The sequence below is a fragment of the Nitratireductor alexandrii genome (assembly GCF_004000215.1).
GTDB classification, from domain to species: domain Bacteria; phylum Pseudomonadota; class Alphaproteobacteria; order Rhizobiales; family Rhizobiaceae; genus Mangrovimarina; species Mangrovimarina alexandrii.
In genome coordinates this window covers 149,874-165,980 of record NZ_RBVY01000009.1, presented here as the reverse complement: position 1 = coordinate 165,980, position 16,107 = coordinate 149,874, and the positions used below count along the sequence as shown (strand labels likewise).

The window sequence follows — 16,107 nt, the reverse complement described above, 5'->3', positions numbered from 1 at the left end:
TCCCGGGGCGGGATCCAATGCCTGCGGCGACTCCCTCCCGGATTTTCGCTCGTGACGATCACTGGATCGTCGCGCCGGGCCTGCGGCCCGACCGCTCAATCCCCCATCTTCAGCGCTTCGATGAACGCCGCCTGGGGGATTTCGACCTTGCCGAACTGGCGCATGCGCTTCTTGCCCTCTTTCTGCTTTTCCAGCAGCTTGCGCTTGCGCGTCACGTCGCCGCCGTAACATTTGGCGGTGACGTCCTTCCTCAGCGCCGAAATGGTCTCGCGGGCGATCACCTTGCCGCCGATCGCGGCCTGGATCGGGATCTTGAACATGTGCTTTGGGATCAGCTCCTTGAGCTTTTCGCACATGGCGCGGCCGCGCTTTTCGGCCGCCTGGCGGTGGACCAGCATCGAGAGCGCGTCGACCGGCTCGTCATTGACGAGGATCTGCATCTTGACCAGGTCGCCCTCGCGATAATCGGTCAGTTGGTAGTCGAACGAGGCATAACCCTTGGAGATCGATTTCAACCGGTCGTAGAAATCGAACACCACCTCGTTCAAGGGCAAGTCGTAGGTCAGCATGGCGCGCGAACCGACATAGGCGAGATCGACCTGGATGCCGCGCCGCTCCTGGCACAGTTTCAGGATCGCGCCGAGATAGTCGTCCGGCGTGAGGATGGTGGCCCGGATCCACGGCTCCTCGATATGGTCGATCCTGACCACGTCGGGCATGTCGGCGGGATTGTGCAGTTCGCGCACCTCGCCGCCGGTCAGGTGTAGCCGGTAGACGACCGAGGGCGCGGTGGCGATCAGGTCGAGGTCGAATTCGCGCTCGAGCCGCTCCTGGACGATCTCCAGATGCAAAAGGCCGAGAAAGCCGCAGCGGAAACCGAAACCGAGCGCGGCCGAGGTCTCCATCTCGAAGGAGAACGAGGCGTCGTTGAGGCGCAGCTTGCCCATGGCGGCGCGCAGATCCTCGAAATCGGCGGCGTCGACCGGGAACAGGCCGCAAAACACCACCGGCTGAGCGGGTTTGAAGCCGGGCAAAGGCTTGGCCGTCGGGCGCTTTTCCTCGGTGATGGTGTCGCCGACGCGGGTGTCGGCCACTTCCTTGATCGAGGCGGTGATGAAGCCGAGCTCGCCGGGGCCGAGACTGTCGACCATGACGCGCTTGGGCGTGATGACGCCGACGCGGTCGACCAGATATTTGGCGTCGGTGCCGATCATGCGGATCTGCTGGCCCTTCTTCAGCACGCCGTCGATGACGCGCACCAGGACGATGACGCCGAGATAGGCGTCGTACCAGCTGTCGACCAGCATCGCCTTCAAGGGTGCGGCCGCGTCGCCCTCCTTCGGAGCCGGCAGGCGCTTGACGATCGCCTCCAGCACCTCGGCGATGCCGAGACCGGTCTTGGCCGAGATTTCCAGCGCGTCGGAGGCGTCGAGGCCGATCACCTCCTCGATCTGGGCCTTGATGCGCTCGGGTTCGGCGGCCGGCAGGTCGACCTTGTTGAGCACCACGACGATCTCGTGGTCGTTGTCGATCGCCTGGTAGACATTGGCCAGCGTCTGCGCCTCCACGCCCTGGGAGGCGTCGACGACCAGCAGTGAGCCCTCGCAGGCGGCGAGCGAGCGCGAAACCTCGTAGGCGAAATCGACGTGGCCGGGCGTGTCGATCAGGTTCAAAACGTAATGCTCGCCGTCGGCGGCGTCGTATTCGAGCCGGACCGTGTTGGCCTTGATCGTGATGCCGCGCTCGCGCTCGATGTCCATGGCGTCGAGCACCTGATCCTTCATCTCGCGCTGCTCGAGCGAGCCGGTCGACTGGATTAGCCGGTCGGCGAGCGTCGACTTGCCGTGGTCGATATGCGCGACGATCGAAAAATTGCGGATGTGGGACAAGGGCGTTCTCATGCAGCGGGCATTTATCAGGGGGAAGCGCAAAGGCAAAGCCGGAATATGGCACGCCGGCGACAATGTGCGCGCCATGGTCGATGCGCGCGCATCGGCCATGCTGGCCGGATCGAAGGAGGGGATCTGTGTCTCCACATGGATTAGAGTTTCGATATATTCCCGCGCTGTGGGGGGTTGTCGCGCCGGCCAAGCTGCACTAGGTTGACCGCGACAAGCCTCAGAGAGTTTATTTCCTCATCGTGATCAGTATTCGATTGCGAACGGGGCTGTTTTGTTTTGTCCTATGCTGCTTCGGGATTGCCCGATGGAAAGAAGTTTGTTGCCCAACGAGACGAATATCAAGGTCCAAGCCGAATCGATCTTCAAGGTTTTTGGCGGAAGCCCGAACGAAGCCTTGAAACTTCTAAAACAAGGCAAAAGCAAGGACGCCATCTTCGAGGCGACCGGCGACACGATTGGCGTTCAGGACGCCAGCTTCAAGGTCGGCGAAGGCCAGATTTTCGTGGTGATGGGACTTTCGGGCTCGGGCAAGTCGACCTTGGTGCGCATGATCAACGGGCTGATCGCGCCGACTTCCGGAAAAATGCTGATCGACGGCATCGACGTGGCGAACTGCTCCGGCAAGACGCTCCGCGAGGTGCGCCGTACCAAGATCGCCATGGTGTTCCAGCACTTCGCGCTGTTTCCGCATATGACGGTCGCCGACAATGTCGCCTACGGGCTCAAGGTCAAGGGCGTCGGCGCCGATCAGCGGCGCAAGAAGGCGGAAGCCGCGCTGGATCAGGTTGGGCTCAAGGCCCATGCCGACAGCTATCCCGACGAGCTTTCGGGCGGCATGCAGCAGCGCGTCGGCCTGGCCCGCGGCCTCGCTTCGGAGGCAGAAATCCTGCTGATGGACGAACCCTTCTCCGCGCTCGACCCATTGATTCGCCGCGACATGCAGGAAGAACTGCTCGAGCTGCAGCGTTCGCTGAAGAAAACCATCATCTTCATCACCCACGACCTCAACGAGGCGATGATCCTCGGCGACCGCATCGCGATCATGAAGGATGGCCGCTTTGTGCAGGTCGGGACAGCCGAACAGATCGTCGACAATCCGGCCGACGAGTATGTCGCCGCCTTCACCGCCGACATCGACCGGTCGCGGGTCTTCACGGCGGGGTCCGTGGCAGCGCCGGCGGAAGCGCTGGACGTCGAACGCGATACGGCCGAGACCGCGCTCGCGCGGATGGAGGCGCTGGGGCGCGACGCGCTCTACGTGCTCGACGGCAAGGCGATCCTGGGCGTGGTCGCCTATCGCGATCTGGCCGCCTCGGTGCGCGACAATGGCGGTGCGCTGCGCGAGGCGATCGTCGCCGATTTTCCGAAGGCCCGGCGCACGACGCCGCTGTTCGAGCTTTATCCGCTCGCCGAAGCTGGCCTGCCGATCGCCATTACCGACCGCCAGGGCGACCTTGCCGGGGTCGTGGCGCCGCAGGACGTGTTCGGCAAGCTCGCCACGCCGGCCGCCGCCTAAGCGTCCTTTTCTTCCGTCCGACCAATCGAGGAGGCGCGTATGTTCAGCCCTTCCGACATTCTTACAATTCCGCTCGCCGACTGGGTCAACAGCTTCGTACGCGACTGGCTGGTTCCCAATTTCCGGCCCTTCTTCCGCTCGCTGCAATGGCCGGTCACCCAGGTCCTGAACGGGCTCGACGGCTTTCTCAACGCCGTGCCGATGATCGTCTTCACGCTGGTGCTGGCGCTGATCGCATGGCGCACCGCCGGTCGCGGGGTCGCGCTGTTCACTTTGATCGCGCTCGCCTTCATCGACATGATCGGCCTGTGGCCGGAAACGATGACGACCTTGTCGATGGTGGTCACGGCGGTGCTTTTCTGCACCGTGATCGGCATCCCGATCGGCATCATGGCGGCAAGCAGCAACCGCTTCCAGGCGGTGTTGCGGCCGATCCTCGACATCATGCAGACGATCCCGTCCTTCGTCTATCTGGTGCCGATCGTCATGCTGTTCGGCGTCGGCATGGTGCCCGGCATCATCGCCACGATCATCTTCGCCCTGCCGCCGATCGTGCGCCTGACCAATCTCGGCATCCGCAACGTGCGTTCCGATCTGGTCGAGGCGGCACAGTCGTTCGGCTCGACGCGCTGGCAAATGCTCTGGGACGTGCAGTTCCCGCTGGCGCTGAGGACGGTCATGGCCGGCCTCAACCAGACCTTGATGCTGGCCTTGTCGATGGTGGTGATCGCAGCCCTGATCGGCGCCGGCGGGCTCGGCCTGACGGTGTTCACCGGGCTCGGCCGCCTCGACGTCGGCAACGCGACGGCCGGTGGCGTCGGTATCGTGCTGCTGGCCATCATTCTCGACCGGATCACGCAATCCCTCGGCGAGCCGTCGCGCATGCGCAAGACGTCGCTCAGAGCCACGCTCGCCGCCCTGTTTTCGCCCAAGCGCTCCCAGCGCGTGGGCGAAGCCTGACGGTCGGTCGCAAGGACCGAACCGGAAAGTCCTGCCCAAGCAGGCTCATGCAAACGACCAAGGAGGCTTCGACATGAAGACATCCACATTCAGAAAACTGCTCATCGGCGGCGTGTCCGCCGTCGCGATCTTTGGCGCGCCGCTGGCCGCCTCGGCTCAGGACATGCCGGGCGAAGGCACGACCGTGCGTTTCGCCCAGGCAACCTGGGACACGGGCTGGTTCCACGCGGCGGTCTACAAGCAGCTGCTGGAAGAGCTCGGCTACACGGTCGAAGGTCCGACAACGCTCGACAATCCGCCTTTCTACCAGGCGGTCTCGCAGGGCGACGTCGATCTTTGGGTGAATGGCTGGTTCCCGCTGCACAACACCTACAAGCCGACTTTCGAGGGTTCGGCCGAAATCGTCGGCGCGGTTGCCAAAGGCGGCGCGCTGGAAGGCTATCTGGTCTCCAAGGCGGCGGTCGAGAAATTCGACATCAAGACGCTCGACGACTTCAAGCGCGACGAGGTCAAGGAAGCCTTCGACCGTGACGGCGACGGCCGCGCCGATCTGGTCGCCTGCCCGCCCGGCTGGGGCTGCGAGGTCAATATCGAGCATCACATGGACGCCTACGAACTGCGCGACCACGTGAATGCGATCAAGGCCAGCTACGCCGCCTCGATGGCCGATGCGGTCGCCGCCCACGAACAGGGCGAGCCGATCCTGTTCTACACCTGGACGCCGAACTGGACGGTCAACGAACTCGCGCCGGGCAAGGACGTGATGTGGATCGAAGTGCCGCAAGTCGACCTGCCCGACGACATGGCCGATCTGGAAGAGGCCGCCACGCTCGAGGGCGTGAACGGCTGCGTCGACGATCCGTGCACACTCGGCTTCCCGGCCAACGACATCGTGCCGGTCGCCAACACCGCGTTCCTGGAGGAAAACCCCGCCGTGCGCGCGCTGCTCGGCGAGGTCAGCATCCCGCTCGAAGCCATCTTTGCGCAGAACGCGCGTATGAATGAGGGCGAAGGCGACCCGGAAGACATCACCGCGCATGCGGCCGAGTGGATCGAACAGAACCGCGACATGGTCGACGGCTGGCTCGAGGCCGCGCGCAACGGCTCGTAAGCCGCCGGTTCTCACGTCATCGCCATGGAAAACGGGTCCTCGGGCCCGTTTTCTTTTTACATAGCCGGGCGGTGCGGAAGACAGGCCGCGCATTCGGTTGGACGCGGCCGGCCGAGCGCCCCGACTGGCGACGTCCCACCAGAGACCTATATGAATGGGATGGTTCTCAATTTGCGGATGGCCGCACGCAGGCTCCCGGCATCTCTGGCAATCGCGCTGGTCGCGGCGGTCCTGGCTTGCGGCGGTCACAGCCCCGCGCTCGCCATCGACGGCGACGCGCATCTCAGGGCCGAGCGGCAACGTCTCGAGCAACAAGGTCGCCACGCCGAAATCGACGTGTTGGAGGCCGAACGCAAACGGCGCTCCTTCGAAGAAAAGCGACAGCGCTTCAACCTGGAGCGCCGCAAGGAAGCGACCACCCCGCCGGGACGCCTCGACGTGCCGGTGATGAAACCGCGCCAGTATTTCTGATTGCGCAGGCGGCCGAGGCGCCGCGAACAGGCACGCGGATCATTCCATGTTCGACACCCGCCACCCGCGATGGGCGGCACGGCGCCGCTGCCAGGCCCGGAACGGGGCGAGATTGTGCGGAAAGGTCGGCTTCGCCTCCACGAAGGCGTTTGACAGGCGACGGCGACGAAAGACCTCTTCCTGCAGCAGGCGGTGGGCGCGGCGCGCCGCCCATTTATGGTTGGCCGCCAGCACGGGACGGAAGACGGGCACGAAGCGCCGGACATAGGGGTGAGCGACGCGAACGCGCCAGCGCAGGCTGGCCGCGCAGATGCCGCCGGGCCCTGGCTCGACTGTCAAAAACCCCGCGCCGTCGAAATCGCCGCTGACCGCGATCGTCATCGACCGGTGTGGAACGAGATCGACGATCCGGGCCACGAAAAAGAAGGCATGTGGCAGAAAACCCTTGGTGTAGAGCCTGATGGCCATGCCGAGGCCGTCGGCACCGCCGCGCGCGACCAGTTCGGAGCCCATGAAAACCGCCGGGCACCAACGATGGATCAGCTCGGGGTCGAGCACGATCGCAGTCAGTTCCTCCGGCCGCGCCTCAAGCCGCCAATGCGTTTCGATATCGAAATCGGGGCGCTCGGATCCGTATTTCAACATCCGCTAAAGCCGTTCATCTCCAAGTGGGATCGTTTGCCCCCGGTTTTTCGTCTCCGCAACGGCGCCGTCGCGAAACCCGAGGCGTGAGCGGACCAGTATGCGCCGCAGCCTGGCAATGGCCAGTACGGCGAGCGGGAGCATGGTCGTGGCAGTCAGCAAGGCGACCTGCGCCTCGATCTCGCCGGCCGCCATCTCCAGGCCGTTGACCGACACCGCTTGCGCGCCGGACGCGGCGAAAACGGGATTGAGTACATATTCGACCGCGAAGGCGAGATAGATGATCGGCACGGACAGCCAGTAGCGCGCGGTTTCGGCCGGCGTCAGGGCGAGGGTTTTCGCCCTGCCTCGACCGAGAAGAAGCGTGAAAGCCTGGAACATGATCCAGGTGACAAAGGCCCAGCCGAAATAGTTTTCGATCGGCACACCGAAATGCGGACCGCCATCGAGCCAAACCCAGCGCCGCTCGATCGTGGCGCGCAAGGGATCCATCGACAGGTCCCACACCACCATCAGCAGCGAGGCCGCTATCGGCACGCCGAAACGCAGCACCGCGTCGGGCCTGCCGCCGAGGCGATTCAACAGAATGCGCGCCATCGAGAACGAGACATATCCCATCACGCAATAGGCCGGCATGACGGAGACCGGCACATGGCCGAGAAACGGCGCCATCAGCTCGGTGTAGTGATAATTGCCGAACGGAAAGCCGGTCAGCACGCTGACGGTTTCGAAGAACCAGCCGACCAGGAAGACGGTGACCGCGAAGGCGAGCAACTGGCGGCCGGAATAGAGCTGGCGCCCATGGACGACGAAAAACGCGATCATCGCGCCGGCCACCAGAGCGGGCGACCAGTATTTCAGTTCGCCGCCCGGCACTCCGGCGGCGTAAAACGCGTTTCCGGCCCAGGCGGCGAAGGCCAGCACCAGGCAGATCGTGGCGGTCGCTGCGGCTTTCACGGTCGGGCGCCCCCCTCGCGCTTGTAGCGCATGTCGAAGAATATCTGTTTTTCGCCGTCGGCCAGGCGCGTCGCGCTTTCGACCATGACGAAGCGGTCATCGCCGTCGAAGGCGAACACCACGTGTGAGGAATATTGCGCGCCGTCAATGTCGAGCGGTGCGGTCGCGCCAAAGCTGAGACGATTGCCGGACACCATGCCGGCATAGTCGATGTCTTCGGGCAGGGTCGGCGAGGATACGACGGCGTCGACGCGGCCGCCGGGCCGCCGGCGAAGCGTGATCGAAAACCGTGCCGTTCCGCCGGCCGTGCCGCATCGTCCGGTGACCGAAATCCGCGTGGCGTCTACGGTTTGCGCCGTCAGTCGGCAGGCCGCGCGCTCCGGGGGCGAACCGGGGCGCTCGCGGACCATGCCCTTGCCGCGCCAGTCGCCGATCAGCGTGTCGAGCGGCGACGCGGCGGCGGGCGTCGCCTGCAGCAGCACGAGCGCCCCCGCCATCGGCCAAAGCCCCCTCATGCCGGCCGCTCCTCGCCCATGGCCAGCCGGCGCGGATGGAACAGCGTGAGACAGGCGGGCAGCACGAAAAGGTCGGAGAGGACTGCTAGCACCAACACCACGATCGACAAGACTCCGAAATAGGCCGCCGTCGGCACGGTCGACAGGAAGGTGCCGATCAGGCCGAACGACAGCACAGCCGTGGTGACGACCAAAATCGGCGTCGCCTCCTCCATCGCCCGGCGGATGGCGCGCGGGTCGAACGGCGCGCCGGCGGGCGCGTTCAGGCGGAGCCGGTTCAGCACGTGGACGGTATCGTCCACTGCGATGCCGAAGGCGACGGTGAGCGCGACGCCGGAGGCGAATTGCAGGCCCCGGCCGGAGAGCGCGAGCCAGGCGCCGACCAGGGCGATCGGCAACAGGTTGGGAACCAGCGCGATCAGGCCGTAGCGCCAGTTGCGAAACCACAGAACGGTCAGCAGTCCCGACGCGCCGACGGCGATCAGGAAACAATAGTTCAGGTCGGTGATCATCTCGGCGCTGACGAAGGCCGACATCGCGAGGAAGCCGGTCGGACGCGCATGCTGCGTCCCGCTCGCCAGACCGGCCTGCACCAAGGCGGTTTCGAGCCGGGCGACCAGATCGCGGGTGGCGCGCGCACCATCGTCGGCGATGTGGAGACGCACCAGCGCCCATTGCGCGTCGCCCGACACGAACCGGGCGCGCTGATTGTCGTTCATACGGGCGAGAAGCGCCCGCAGCCGGGCGGCCTTCTCAGCCGCCGGCACATCGCCGATCTGGCGGGCGAGCGAGGCCAGCGACAAAACCAGTCCGTCGGTAACGGTGCGCTCGACGACGCCGTGGACCTGGTCCACGCGCGCCAGCGCGGCCGCGTCGAGACCGCCCTGCGCGCCGGCGGCAAGGCGCACGGGAATGTCGACCGCGTTGGCCGGCGCGAGCCGGGCATCGGCACGGTCGAGGGCGACGATGACGGGATTGCCGACGGCGACGTTCTCGCGCAGCGAATGCACCGGCTCGATGGTCGGATAGACCGCGATCGCGGCGGCAAGCAACGCGAGCCCGCCGGCGGCGACCGGCAGCGGACGGGCAAGCGCCAGGCGCGGCAGCGCCTGCCAGTCGAACAGCGCCGGCGGCGTACCGCGATTGCCGGCGAAGAGCCCGGCAAGGTCGACAAACCGGCCGGCGGTCGCAAACAGAAGCGGATGCGCGAAAAGCACCGCCAACAGCGAAGCCAGGCCGGCGATGACGCCGGCGAAGCCGAGATCGCGAATGATCAGCGAGCCGGAAAAGGTCAGCCCAGCGAAGGCGATCGCGGTGGTGATGGAGGCGAGCGCGCAGGCCGGCCCGACCCGGCGCACCGCGTCCGCCAGCGCGGCTAAAGGCGGCCGGCCGGCATGGAGCCGGCGGCCGGCTTCGAAGGTCAAATGCAGGCTGTCGGTGAAGGAAAGCACGAGGATCAACACCGGCAGGGCGACGGTGACGACGTTGACACGGAAGCCGAACGCGCCGAACACGCCGAGCGCCCACATCATCGCGGTCGCCGACGGCATTGTGGTCAGGAGCGCCAGCGGCAGGGAACGCAACGCCACCAGGCAGACGAGGAAGCCGGCGACGATGCCAACGCCGGTCAAAACGACGATGTCGCGGTAAAGACCGTCGACGATCGCGGCGCGCAGAGGCGTAATGCCGGTTACGGAAAAGCCAAGCCCGCTATCGCGCGCGATCGCGCCGGCGAGAGCGTCCAGCTCGGCAATCACGGCGCGCGCGCCTTCGAGGCTGCGGCCGCCATCGGCGAGACTGACGAGCACCGCCGCCAGCCGGCGGTCCGGCGATAGGAGGGCCTCGGCACCCGGTGCCCCGACGCGGACATCGTCCAGCAGAACGGCGAGCGCGTCCTCGTCGGGCAGCACGGCCGGCACCAGCGGATCGGTCGTCCCGTCCGGGCCGGGCGGGCCGCGCAGGGTCAGGATCGAGACGGTGGAGGCGACGCCGTCGACCAGGCTTGCCTCGAGCATGAAATCCGACAGGCCGGTCAACGCGCGCGGGTGCGCGAAATCCCCGCTTTCGAACAGAACCACGATATCGCCGTCGGTCTGGGTGAACCGCTCGGAAAAACGGCCATAATCGGCGTACCACGAACTGTCGGAGACGAAGGCGTCTTTGAGGCCGTCGTCGAAATCGAGCCGAGCGGCGCCCACCAGTGCGGCCAGATCGGCCACAAGCAGCACCACCCAAGACGCAGCCAGAAGCGCGGTGATCCGCCTTCCTGCATTTTTCCCCATACGCCCATTACCCTATCCGGCTTTCGCCGGATGCGCGCACCCTAAGTTCAACCCGTGTGAAGCTTAAGGGGCGCAGGGCGGGCGGATCAAGCGCGCGCGGGCAGAAACCTCGTCCCGCGCGCGCGGCCGTCACAGGCCGGGCGGTCAATCATAAGAGAGGTCGGTCGCCTTGCCGCCGAAGACGCGATAGGCATAGATGCTGTAGAAAATGATCACCGGCAGCACGAACAGCGTTCCGGCCAGGATGATCGCCAGGCTCTCCGGCGCGGCGGCCGCCTGCCAGATGGTCAGCTTTTCGGGCACCACATAGGGGTAGAAGGAATAGGCCAGTCCGGCAAAGCCGAGCGCAAAGATCACGGTCAGCGTGCAGAAGGGCAGCAGCGCGTAGCGGTCCTGCGGGTGCGGCAGGACCGCGCTGCGCCGCCACAGAAGAAGGAACAAGCCCGCCGTGACCAGCGGCAGCGGCGCCAGCCACAGCATGGCCGGAAACGCGAACCATTTGTCGAAGATGCGCGGACTGGCGAGCGGCGTGGCGAGTGACACGGCGCCCATGCCGAGCACGGTCAAAACCAGTGCCGAACGCAGCCAGCCGACCGCCTTTTCCTGCAGGGCGCCCTCGGTCTTGTAGATCAACCAGGCCGCGCCCATGGCCGTGTAGGCCGCGGCAAGACAGAGCGCGACCAGGAAACCGAAGCCGATGGCGCCGACCCCCTCGCGCAGGCCCAGCACATAGACGCCCAGCATGTAGCCCTGGGACAGCGCGGCGATCAGCGAGCCGGCGAAGAAAAGCACGTTCCATCGGCCCTTGCGGTGAACCGGCACCTTGGCGCGGAAATCGAAGGCGACGCCGCGCAGGATCAGCCCGACCAGCATGGCGAAGACCGGCATGTAAAGCGCGGTCAGGATGACGCCGTGCGCGAGCGGGAAGGCAACCAGCAACAGGCCGGCGGCCAGCACGAGCCAGGTCTCGTTTGCGTCCCAGAACGGACCGATGGTGCCGATCATGGTGTCTTTCTCGTGGTCGGCGGCGGCGGCGAACAGGATGCCGACGCCGAGATCGAACCCATCGAGAACGACATAAATCAGGATCGACAGCCCCATCAGGCCGGCGAAGATCAACGGCAATGCGCTCGGCCAGTCAAAACCCATGACGGTCGTCCCTTTCGCATGTCTGTGGTGCGGCCATATGGCGGCAATCGTCGATCATCGACGCCTCCCTCATTCCGCCGGCTGGGCCGGCTGCGACAGGGCCCTGTCGGCGGCCGCGGGCGCCGGCTCGGGATCGCCCTCGGCCACCGCCTTGCGGGCGAGATGGACAAGGACGCCGAGATAGACCACCAGAAGCACGGCATAGAGCGCCAGATAGGCGGCGAGCGTGAAGCCGACATGCGAGCCGGAAACGGGGCCGACGGCGTCGGCCGTCTTCAGCACGCCGGTGACCAGCCAGGGCTGACGGCCGATCTCGGTCGTGTACCAGCCGGCGAGCGTGGCGACCCAACCCGACAGGCCCATTGGGACCATCAGCCACAGGAGCGGCCTGGGCAGTTCGCGTCCGCGCCACAGGCACCAGGCCGCGGCCCACGAGACGACGAGCATCAAAAGGCCGGTCCCGACCATGATGCGGAACGCCCAGAAGACGGCGAAAACCGGCGGATGATCGCCGATATAGTCGTCGAGACCGGGCACGACCCCGTCCAGGCTGTGCTTGAGGATCAGGCTGGCGCCGCCTGGAATGGCGACTTCGAAACGGTTTTCGCGCGCCTCCTCGTCGGGGATGGCGAACAGGACGAGCGGCACGTTGGCCCGGGTCTGCCAGTTGGCCTCCATCGCCGCAACCTTCTGCGGCTGGTGCTCGAGCGTGTTGAGCCCATGAAGGTCGCCGACGAAGATCTGCACCGGAATCAGCACCGCGCCGATGACGACGCCGGTGGCGAGCGCCTTGCGCATCGAGGCCGCGCGATCGCCGAGCAGATAGCGCAGGGCCGAAAACGCGGCGATCAGGAAGGCGACGGTGAGGCCGGAGGCGATCAGCATATGGATCAGCCGCCAGGGAAAGGAGGGATTGAAAACCACCGCCCACCAGTCGGTGGCGTGGGCGACGCCGTCGCGCATCTCGAAACCGGCCGGCGTCTGCATCCACGAATTCAGCGCCAGGATCCAGAAGGCCGACATGGTGGTGCCGAAGGCAACCAGGAAGGTCGCCAGCGTGTGCATGCCGTTGGACACGCGACGGAAGCCGAACAGCATAATGCCCAAAAACACCGCCTCGAGGAAAAACGCGGTCAGGATCTCGTAGGCGAGCAGCGGACCGGCAATGTTGCCGACCGTTTCCATGTAACCCGGCCAGTTGGTGCCGAATTGAAAACTCATGGTCACGCCGGACACCACACCGAGCGCGAAGGAAAGCGCGAACACTTTCACCCAGGTGAAATAGGCCTGCATCCAGGCGTCGTTGCCAGTGCGGTTATAGGCGAATTTGAAGAAAAGCAGCACCCAGCCGAGCGCGATGGTGATCGTCGGAAACAGGATGTGGAAGGAAATATTCGCACCGAACTGGATACGCGAGAGGATAAGCGGGTCCATCACAACCTCGGCTTTCTTGCCCTCCCGCCGGCAAACATAGGCCGCGCGGGCGCGGGGTCAAAGTGACCGAAACGCACATGGGGCGCGTTGTCGCGGCCCGTCACGCCGCACCGGCGATGCTCGGCAGGCTCCAGCCCATACGGGCACCGGCGACCAGCATAGCAAGAACCAAGCCGGCCATGCCAACAAAGGCACCGTCGCGCCAGGAAAGCCGCGGCAGGTTGATGATGGTGCGCGCGCCGCCGGCGGCCAGTCCGCGCGCCTCCATGGCGATCGCCGCGCGCCCGGCCCGGCGCACGGCGAAAGCGAGCAGCGGTACCACCAGCGCGCCGATCTCCACCGGACCGGGGACGCGACGCGGCGGACGGCCGGTGCGCATGGCACGGGCCAGCCGGATCTCATTGGCTGCACCGGCAAGATCCGGCACCAGTTCGAGCGCGGAGAACAGCGCATAGGCAAAACGCGGCGGCAGCACTCGGCAGGCCATCAGCGCGCGCACCAATTGTCCTGGATCGGTGGTCAAGGCGAACGCCATCGAAACGAGACCGCCGGCAATGGCGCGGAAAAACAGGGTCAGGCCGGCGGAAAACGGCAATGCATGCCAGAGCGATTGCCCGGTATTGTCGAGCGCGGCGCCGGCCTCTTGTCGAAACAGCAGGCTGGTGGTCAAAAATCCGAAGCCGAACAGCGCGAACGGCACGCACAACAGCAACACCTTCCAGGCAGGCACTCGCTCGAACACGATCAGCACCAGGACGATGCCGAGGCTCAGCGCAATCTGGAAGACGAGATCGAAGACCAGGATCGAGGCCAACAGGAACGCCAGGGCGACCACGAGCTTGGGCAGCGGGTGCAGCCAGGACAACATCACGCGTGCCTTTCGAGCCAGTCCAGCGCCGGGGCGATCTGCGGCGGTTCCAGCCCCGCGCGCTGCAACAATGGCCGGTCGCGCATGAGCGTTGCCGAGGAGCCATCAGCCAGCACTCGGCCCTGACCCAGCACCAGACAGCGCGGGCACAGGCGCAGCGCGAAATCCATGTCATGGGTGACGATGGCGACCGCACGCCCGGCCCGCACATAACCGGCGACGGCCGCCTCCACCATCGCCGCGCCGCGCCGGTCGAGCCCGGCGAGCGGCTCGTCCAGCACCACCAGCCGCGCCCGCTCGTCGGCGGCTAGGCAGGCGAGCGCCAGACGGCGCTTTTCGCCCTGGGAGAGTTCGAACGGATGGCGCGCGGCCAGGCGCTCCAGATCCCAGTCGCGCAGGATGCGGGCCGTCCGCGATGCGCGCGCCTCGGCGTCGCCGGCACTCGCCAGCGCCGCCTCGATTTCGGCGGCGACAGAGCCGGCCGAAAACTGCGCCTCGGGATTTTGGAAGGAAACCGCCCCCATGGCGCCGACGCGCCGCCCCGCCTTCAGGCGCAGCAGGCCGGCCAGGGCGAAGCCGAGCGTGGACTTGCCGGCGCCGTTGGCGCCCAGGATACCGACAACCTCGCCCGCGCGAATCTGGAGCTCAATATCCGACACGACCGTGGGACCGAGAAACGGCGCGCAGGCGGCGGCTTCGAGGCGCACGACAGGCGGGGCATCGCCTGCCGCGTGGGCGGACGACGGCGCGTGGCGGGCAACGAAGCTGGCAAGCGCGCGGCGCGCCCTGGCGCGGTCCCGGCCGCGAAGATCAAGCGCGTCAAGCTCGTCCAACGCCGCGGCGACGGTCAGCGGCATGGTGTCGGCGGCGAGGCCGACGGCGGCGAGCTCGCGGTCGAGGTCGGCCGCGAGCGGGGTCCAGATGCCGCGCGCGTCGAGCGTCGCGTGGTGGCGGCGGAAAACGACATGTGGCGGGCCATCTGCGAGAACGAGGCCGTCATCGCCGAGCACGACCACGCGCTCGACCACGTCGACCAGCCCGTCGAGACGGTGATCGACAACCAGCGCGGCGCGCTCCGCCGACCAGTTGGCCAGAAGGGCCCGGAACCGATGCGCCGCGCGCGGCGACAGGCTGGCCGTCGGCTCGTCGGCGACCAGCAGAACCGGTTCCACGGCGATGGTGGCCGCAAGCGCGACGAGCTGCTTTTCGCCGCCCGAAAGCGTGGCGGTACGACGCCGACGGATTGTTTCCGGCAGGCCGACGGCGGCAAGCGCCCTTTTCACCGCCGCGTGGATCTGCGGTTCGAGCCAGGCCAGGTTTTCGAGCGCGAAGGCGATTTCGTCCTCAACCCGCATGCCGCACAGGGTCTGGTCGGCGTCCTGGAAGAACTGCCCGACCCGGCCGGCCCAGTCCGAGGGCCGGCACCCGGCCACCGAGGCGCCGAACAGCCGAACCGCGCCCGTCGTTTCCGCCGGCACGGCCTGCGGCACCAGGCCGGTCAGCGCGAGCAACAGCGTCGACTTGCCCGAACCCGACGGACCCAGCAGCAAAACCCGCTCCCCGGCGCGCATGGTAAAGCCGACCGGGCCGACGGCGGGAGAGCGCGCGAATGGATAGCGCGCGGCGAAGTCGTCGAAGGCAAGCGCCGGCGACGGTTCCCGCATCGGCACCGGCGCGGCGTCAGGCTGCGGCAGCGCGACGGTCATGGTCGATCTTCAAGCCGGAGAGAACGCCGGTGCGATAGAGCGCCTCCACCACGACGTGGCCGAGCAGGCCGCCGAGCAGGGCACCCGAAAGGCAGCGCAGCGCGAACATCAGCACCAACAGGCCGGGCTCAAGCGCGCCATAGTCGAAGCGCACCCAGGTATAGGCGAAGGAGGCGAGCGCGGCGCCGACGCCGGCCGCCATCAGAACGGGAAGCGAGTAATTGCGCCAGCGCGTGGCCGCGAACACGGCTTCCGCGCCCGCGCCCTGGATCGCGGCCGACACCACCAGCATCAGTCCGGCCGGGCTGCCGAGCAGAAGCTCGATCGCGGCGGCCAGCACCTCGGCCAGGAAGGCCGCGCCGGGCTTGCGGATGATCGCGGCGGCGACGATGGAGGCGATGAACCAGAAACCCATCGCGATATCCATTGTCACCGGGCCGAACACCGCCTGGGAAATCAGCCATACCTGCACCCAGCCCAGATAGAGCACGGCGAAGACGGCGCCGATCACGGCGAGAATGAGAATTTCGCGCTGGGTCCAGCGTGGGGAAGTCATGGCTTGTCCTTTCGGGATGGCGCCGCCGGCTTTGCGGCG

At 66.5% G+C, this 16,107-nt stretch carries 14 protein-coding genes; 4 read left to right on the top strand and 10 right to left on the bottom strand.

Annotation, left to right across the window (positions count from 1 at the left end; genetic code table 11):
• Positions 1 to 95: 95 nt before the first annotated feature.
• Positions 96 to 1,901 carry a translation elongation factor 4 gene (lepA, locus tag EP380_RS19360; protein WP_127600146.1) on the bottom strand — a complete coding sequence of 602 codons (1,806 nt, stop codon included), beginning with the start codon at positions 1,899 to 1,901 and terminating at the stop codon, positions 96 to 98.
• Between the two features lie 304 nt (positions 1,902 to 2,205).
• On the opposite strand from lepA, the gene EP380_RS19355 reads away from it, so the two are divergent.
• The 4 genes from EP380_RS19355 (at position 2,206) to EP380_RS19340 (ending at position 5,959) form a co-directional block, all read left to right on the top strand.
• Positions 2,206 to 3,417, top strand: coding sequence for a quaternary amine ABC transporter ATP-binding protein (locus EP380_RS19355; protein ID WP_106572688.1), 1,212 nt, complete (start codon positions 2,206 to 2,208; stop codon positions 3,415 to 3,417).
• A 39-nt stretch (positions 3,418 to 3,456) separates the two neighbouring features.
• Positions 3,457 to 4,377: an ABC transporter permease gene (locus tag EP380_RS19350; protein ID WP_106572556.1), complete on the top strand. Its 921-nt coding sequence runs from the start codon at positions 3,457 to 3,459 to the stop codon at positions 4,375 to 4,377.
• 73 nt (positions 4,378 to 4,450) lie between these two features.
• Positions 4,451 to 5,488, top strand: a complete 1,038-nt coding sequence (proX, locus tag EP380_RS19345) for a glycine betaine/L-proline ABC transporter substrate-binding protein ProX (protein WP_106572557.1) — start codon at positions 4,451 to 4,453, stop codon at positions 5,486 to 5,488.
• Positions 5,489 to 5,638: 150 nt separating this feature from the next.
• Positions 5,639 to 5,959 carry a hypothetical protein gene (locus EP380_RS19340; protein ID WP_127600144.1) on the top strand — a complete coding sequence of 107 codons (321 nt, stop codon included), beginning with the start codon at positions 5,639 to 5,641 and terminating at the stop codon, positions 5,957 to 5,959.
• Positions 5,960 to 5,998: 39 nt separating this feature from the next.
• Here the strand turns inward: EP380_RS19340 and EP380_RS19335 are convergent, their stop codons facing one another.
• The 9 genes from EP380_RS19335 to EP380_RS19295 form a co-directional block, all read right to left on the bottom strand.
• Positions 5,999 to 6,604, bottom strand: a complete 606-nt coding sequence (locus EP380_RS19335) for an SRPBCC family protein (RefSeq protein ID WP_127600142.1) — start codon at positions 6,602 to 6,604, stop codon at positions 5,999 to 6,001.
• Positions 6,605 to 6,607: 3 nt separating this feature from the next.
• Positions 6,608 to 7,558, bottom strand: coding sequence for a carotenoid biosynthesis protein (locus EP380_RS19330; RefSeq protein WP_106572560.1), 951 nt, complete (start codon positions 7,556 to 7,558; stop codon positions 6,608 to 6,610).
• Positions 7,555 to 8,073: a hypothetical protein gene (locus EP380_RS19325; protein ID WP_127600141.1), complete on the bottom strand. Its 519-nt coding sequence runs from the start codon at positions 8,071 to 8,073 to the stop codon at positions 7,555 to 7,557. The genes EP380_RS19330 and EP380_RS19325 overlap by 4 nt, the downstream gene beginning before the upstream one ends.
• Positions 8,070 to 10,355, bottom strand: a complete 2,286-nt coding sequence (locus EP380_RS19320) for an efflux RND transporter permease subunit (protein WP_127600139.1) — start codon at positions 10,353 to 10,355, stop codon at positions 8,070 to 8,072. The genes EP380_RS19325 and EP380_RS19320 overlap by 4 nt, the downstream gene beginning before the upstream one ends.
• Positions 10,356 to 10,499: 144 nt before the next feature.
• A complete protein-coding gene (locus tag EP380_RS19315) occupies positions 10,500 to 11,504 on the bottom strand; it encodes a cytochrome d ubiquinol oxidase subunit II (protein WP_106572563.1) in 1,005 nt (334 codons plus the stop codon).
• Between the two features lie 69 nt (positions 11,505 to 11,573).
• A complete protein-coding gene (locus EP380_RS19310; RefSeq protein ID WP_127600137.1) occupies positions 11,574 to 12,938 on the bottom strand; it encodes a cytochrome ubiquinol oxidase subunit I in 1,365 nt (454 codons plus the stop codon).
• A 100-nt stretch (positions 12,939 to 13,038) separates the two neighbouring features.
• Positions 13,039 to 13,806, bottom strand: coding sequence for an energy-coupling factor transporter transmembrane component T family protein (locus EP380_RS19305; RefSeq protein ID WP_106572564.1), 768 nt, complete (start codon positions 13,804 to 13,806; stop codon positions 13,039 to 13,041).
• The gene (locus EP380_RS19300) at positions 13,806 to 15,512 is read right to left on the bottom strand and encodes an ABC transporter ATP-binding protein (RefSeq protein WP_127600135.1); all 1,707 of its coding nucleotides are present in this window, start codon (positions 15,510 to 15,512) and stop codon (positions 13,806 to 13,808) included. The genes EP380_RS19305 and EP380_RS19300 overlap by 1 nt, the downstream gene beginning before the upstream one ends.
• A complete protein-coding gene (locus tag EP380_RS19295; RefSeq protein WP_106572566.1) occupies positions 15,487 to 16,068 on the bottom strand; it encodes an ECF transporter S component in 582 nt (193 codons plus the stop codon). Before EP380_RS19295 ends, EP380_RS19300 begins: the two co-directional genes overlap by 26 nt.
• Between the last annotated feature and the right edge of the window lie 39 nt (positions 16,069 to 16,107).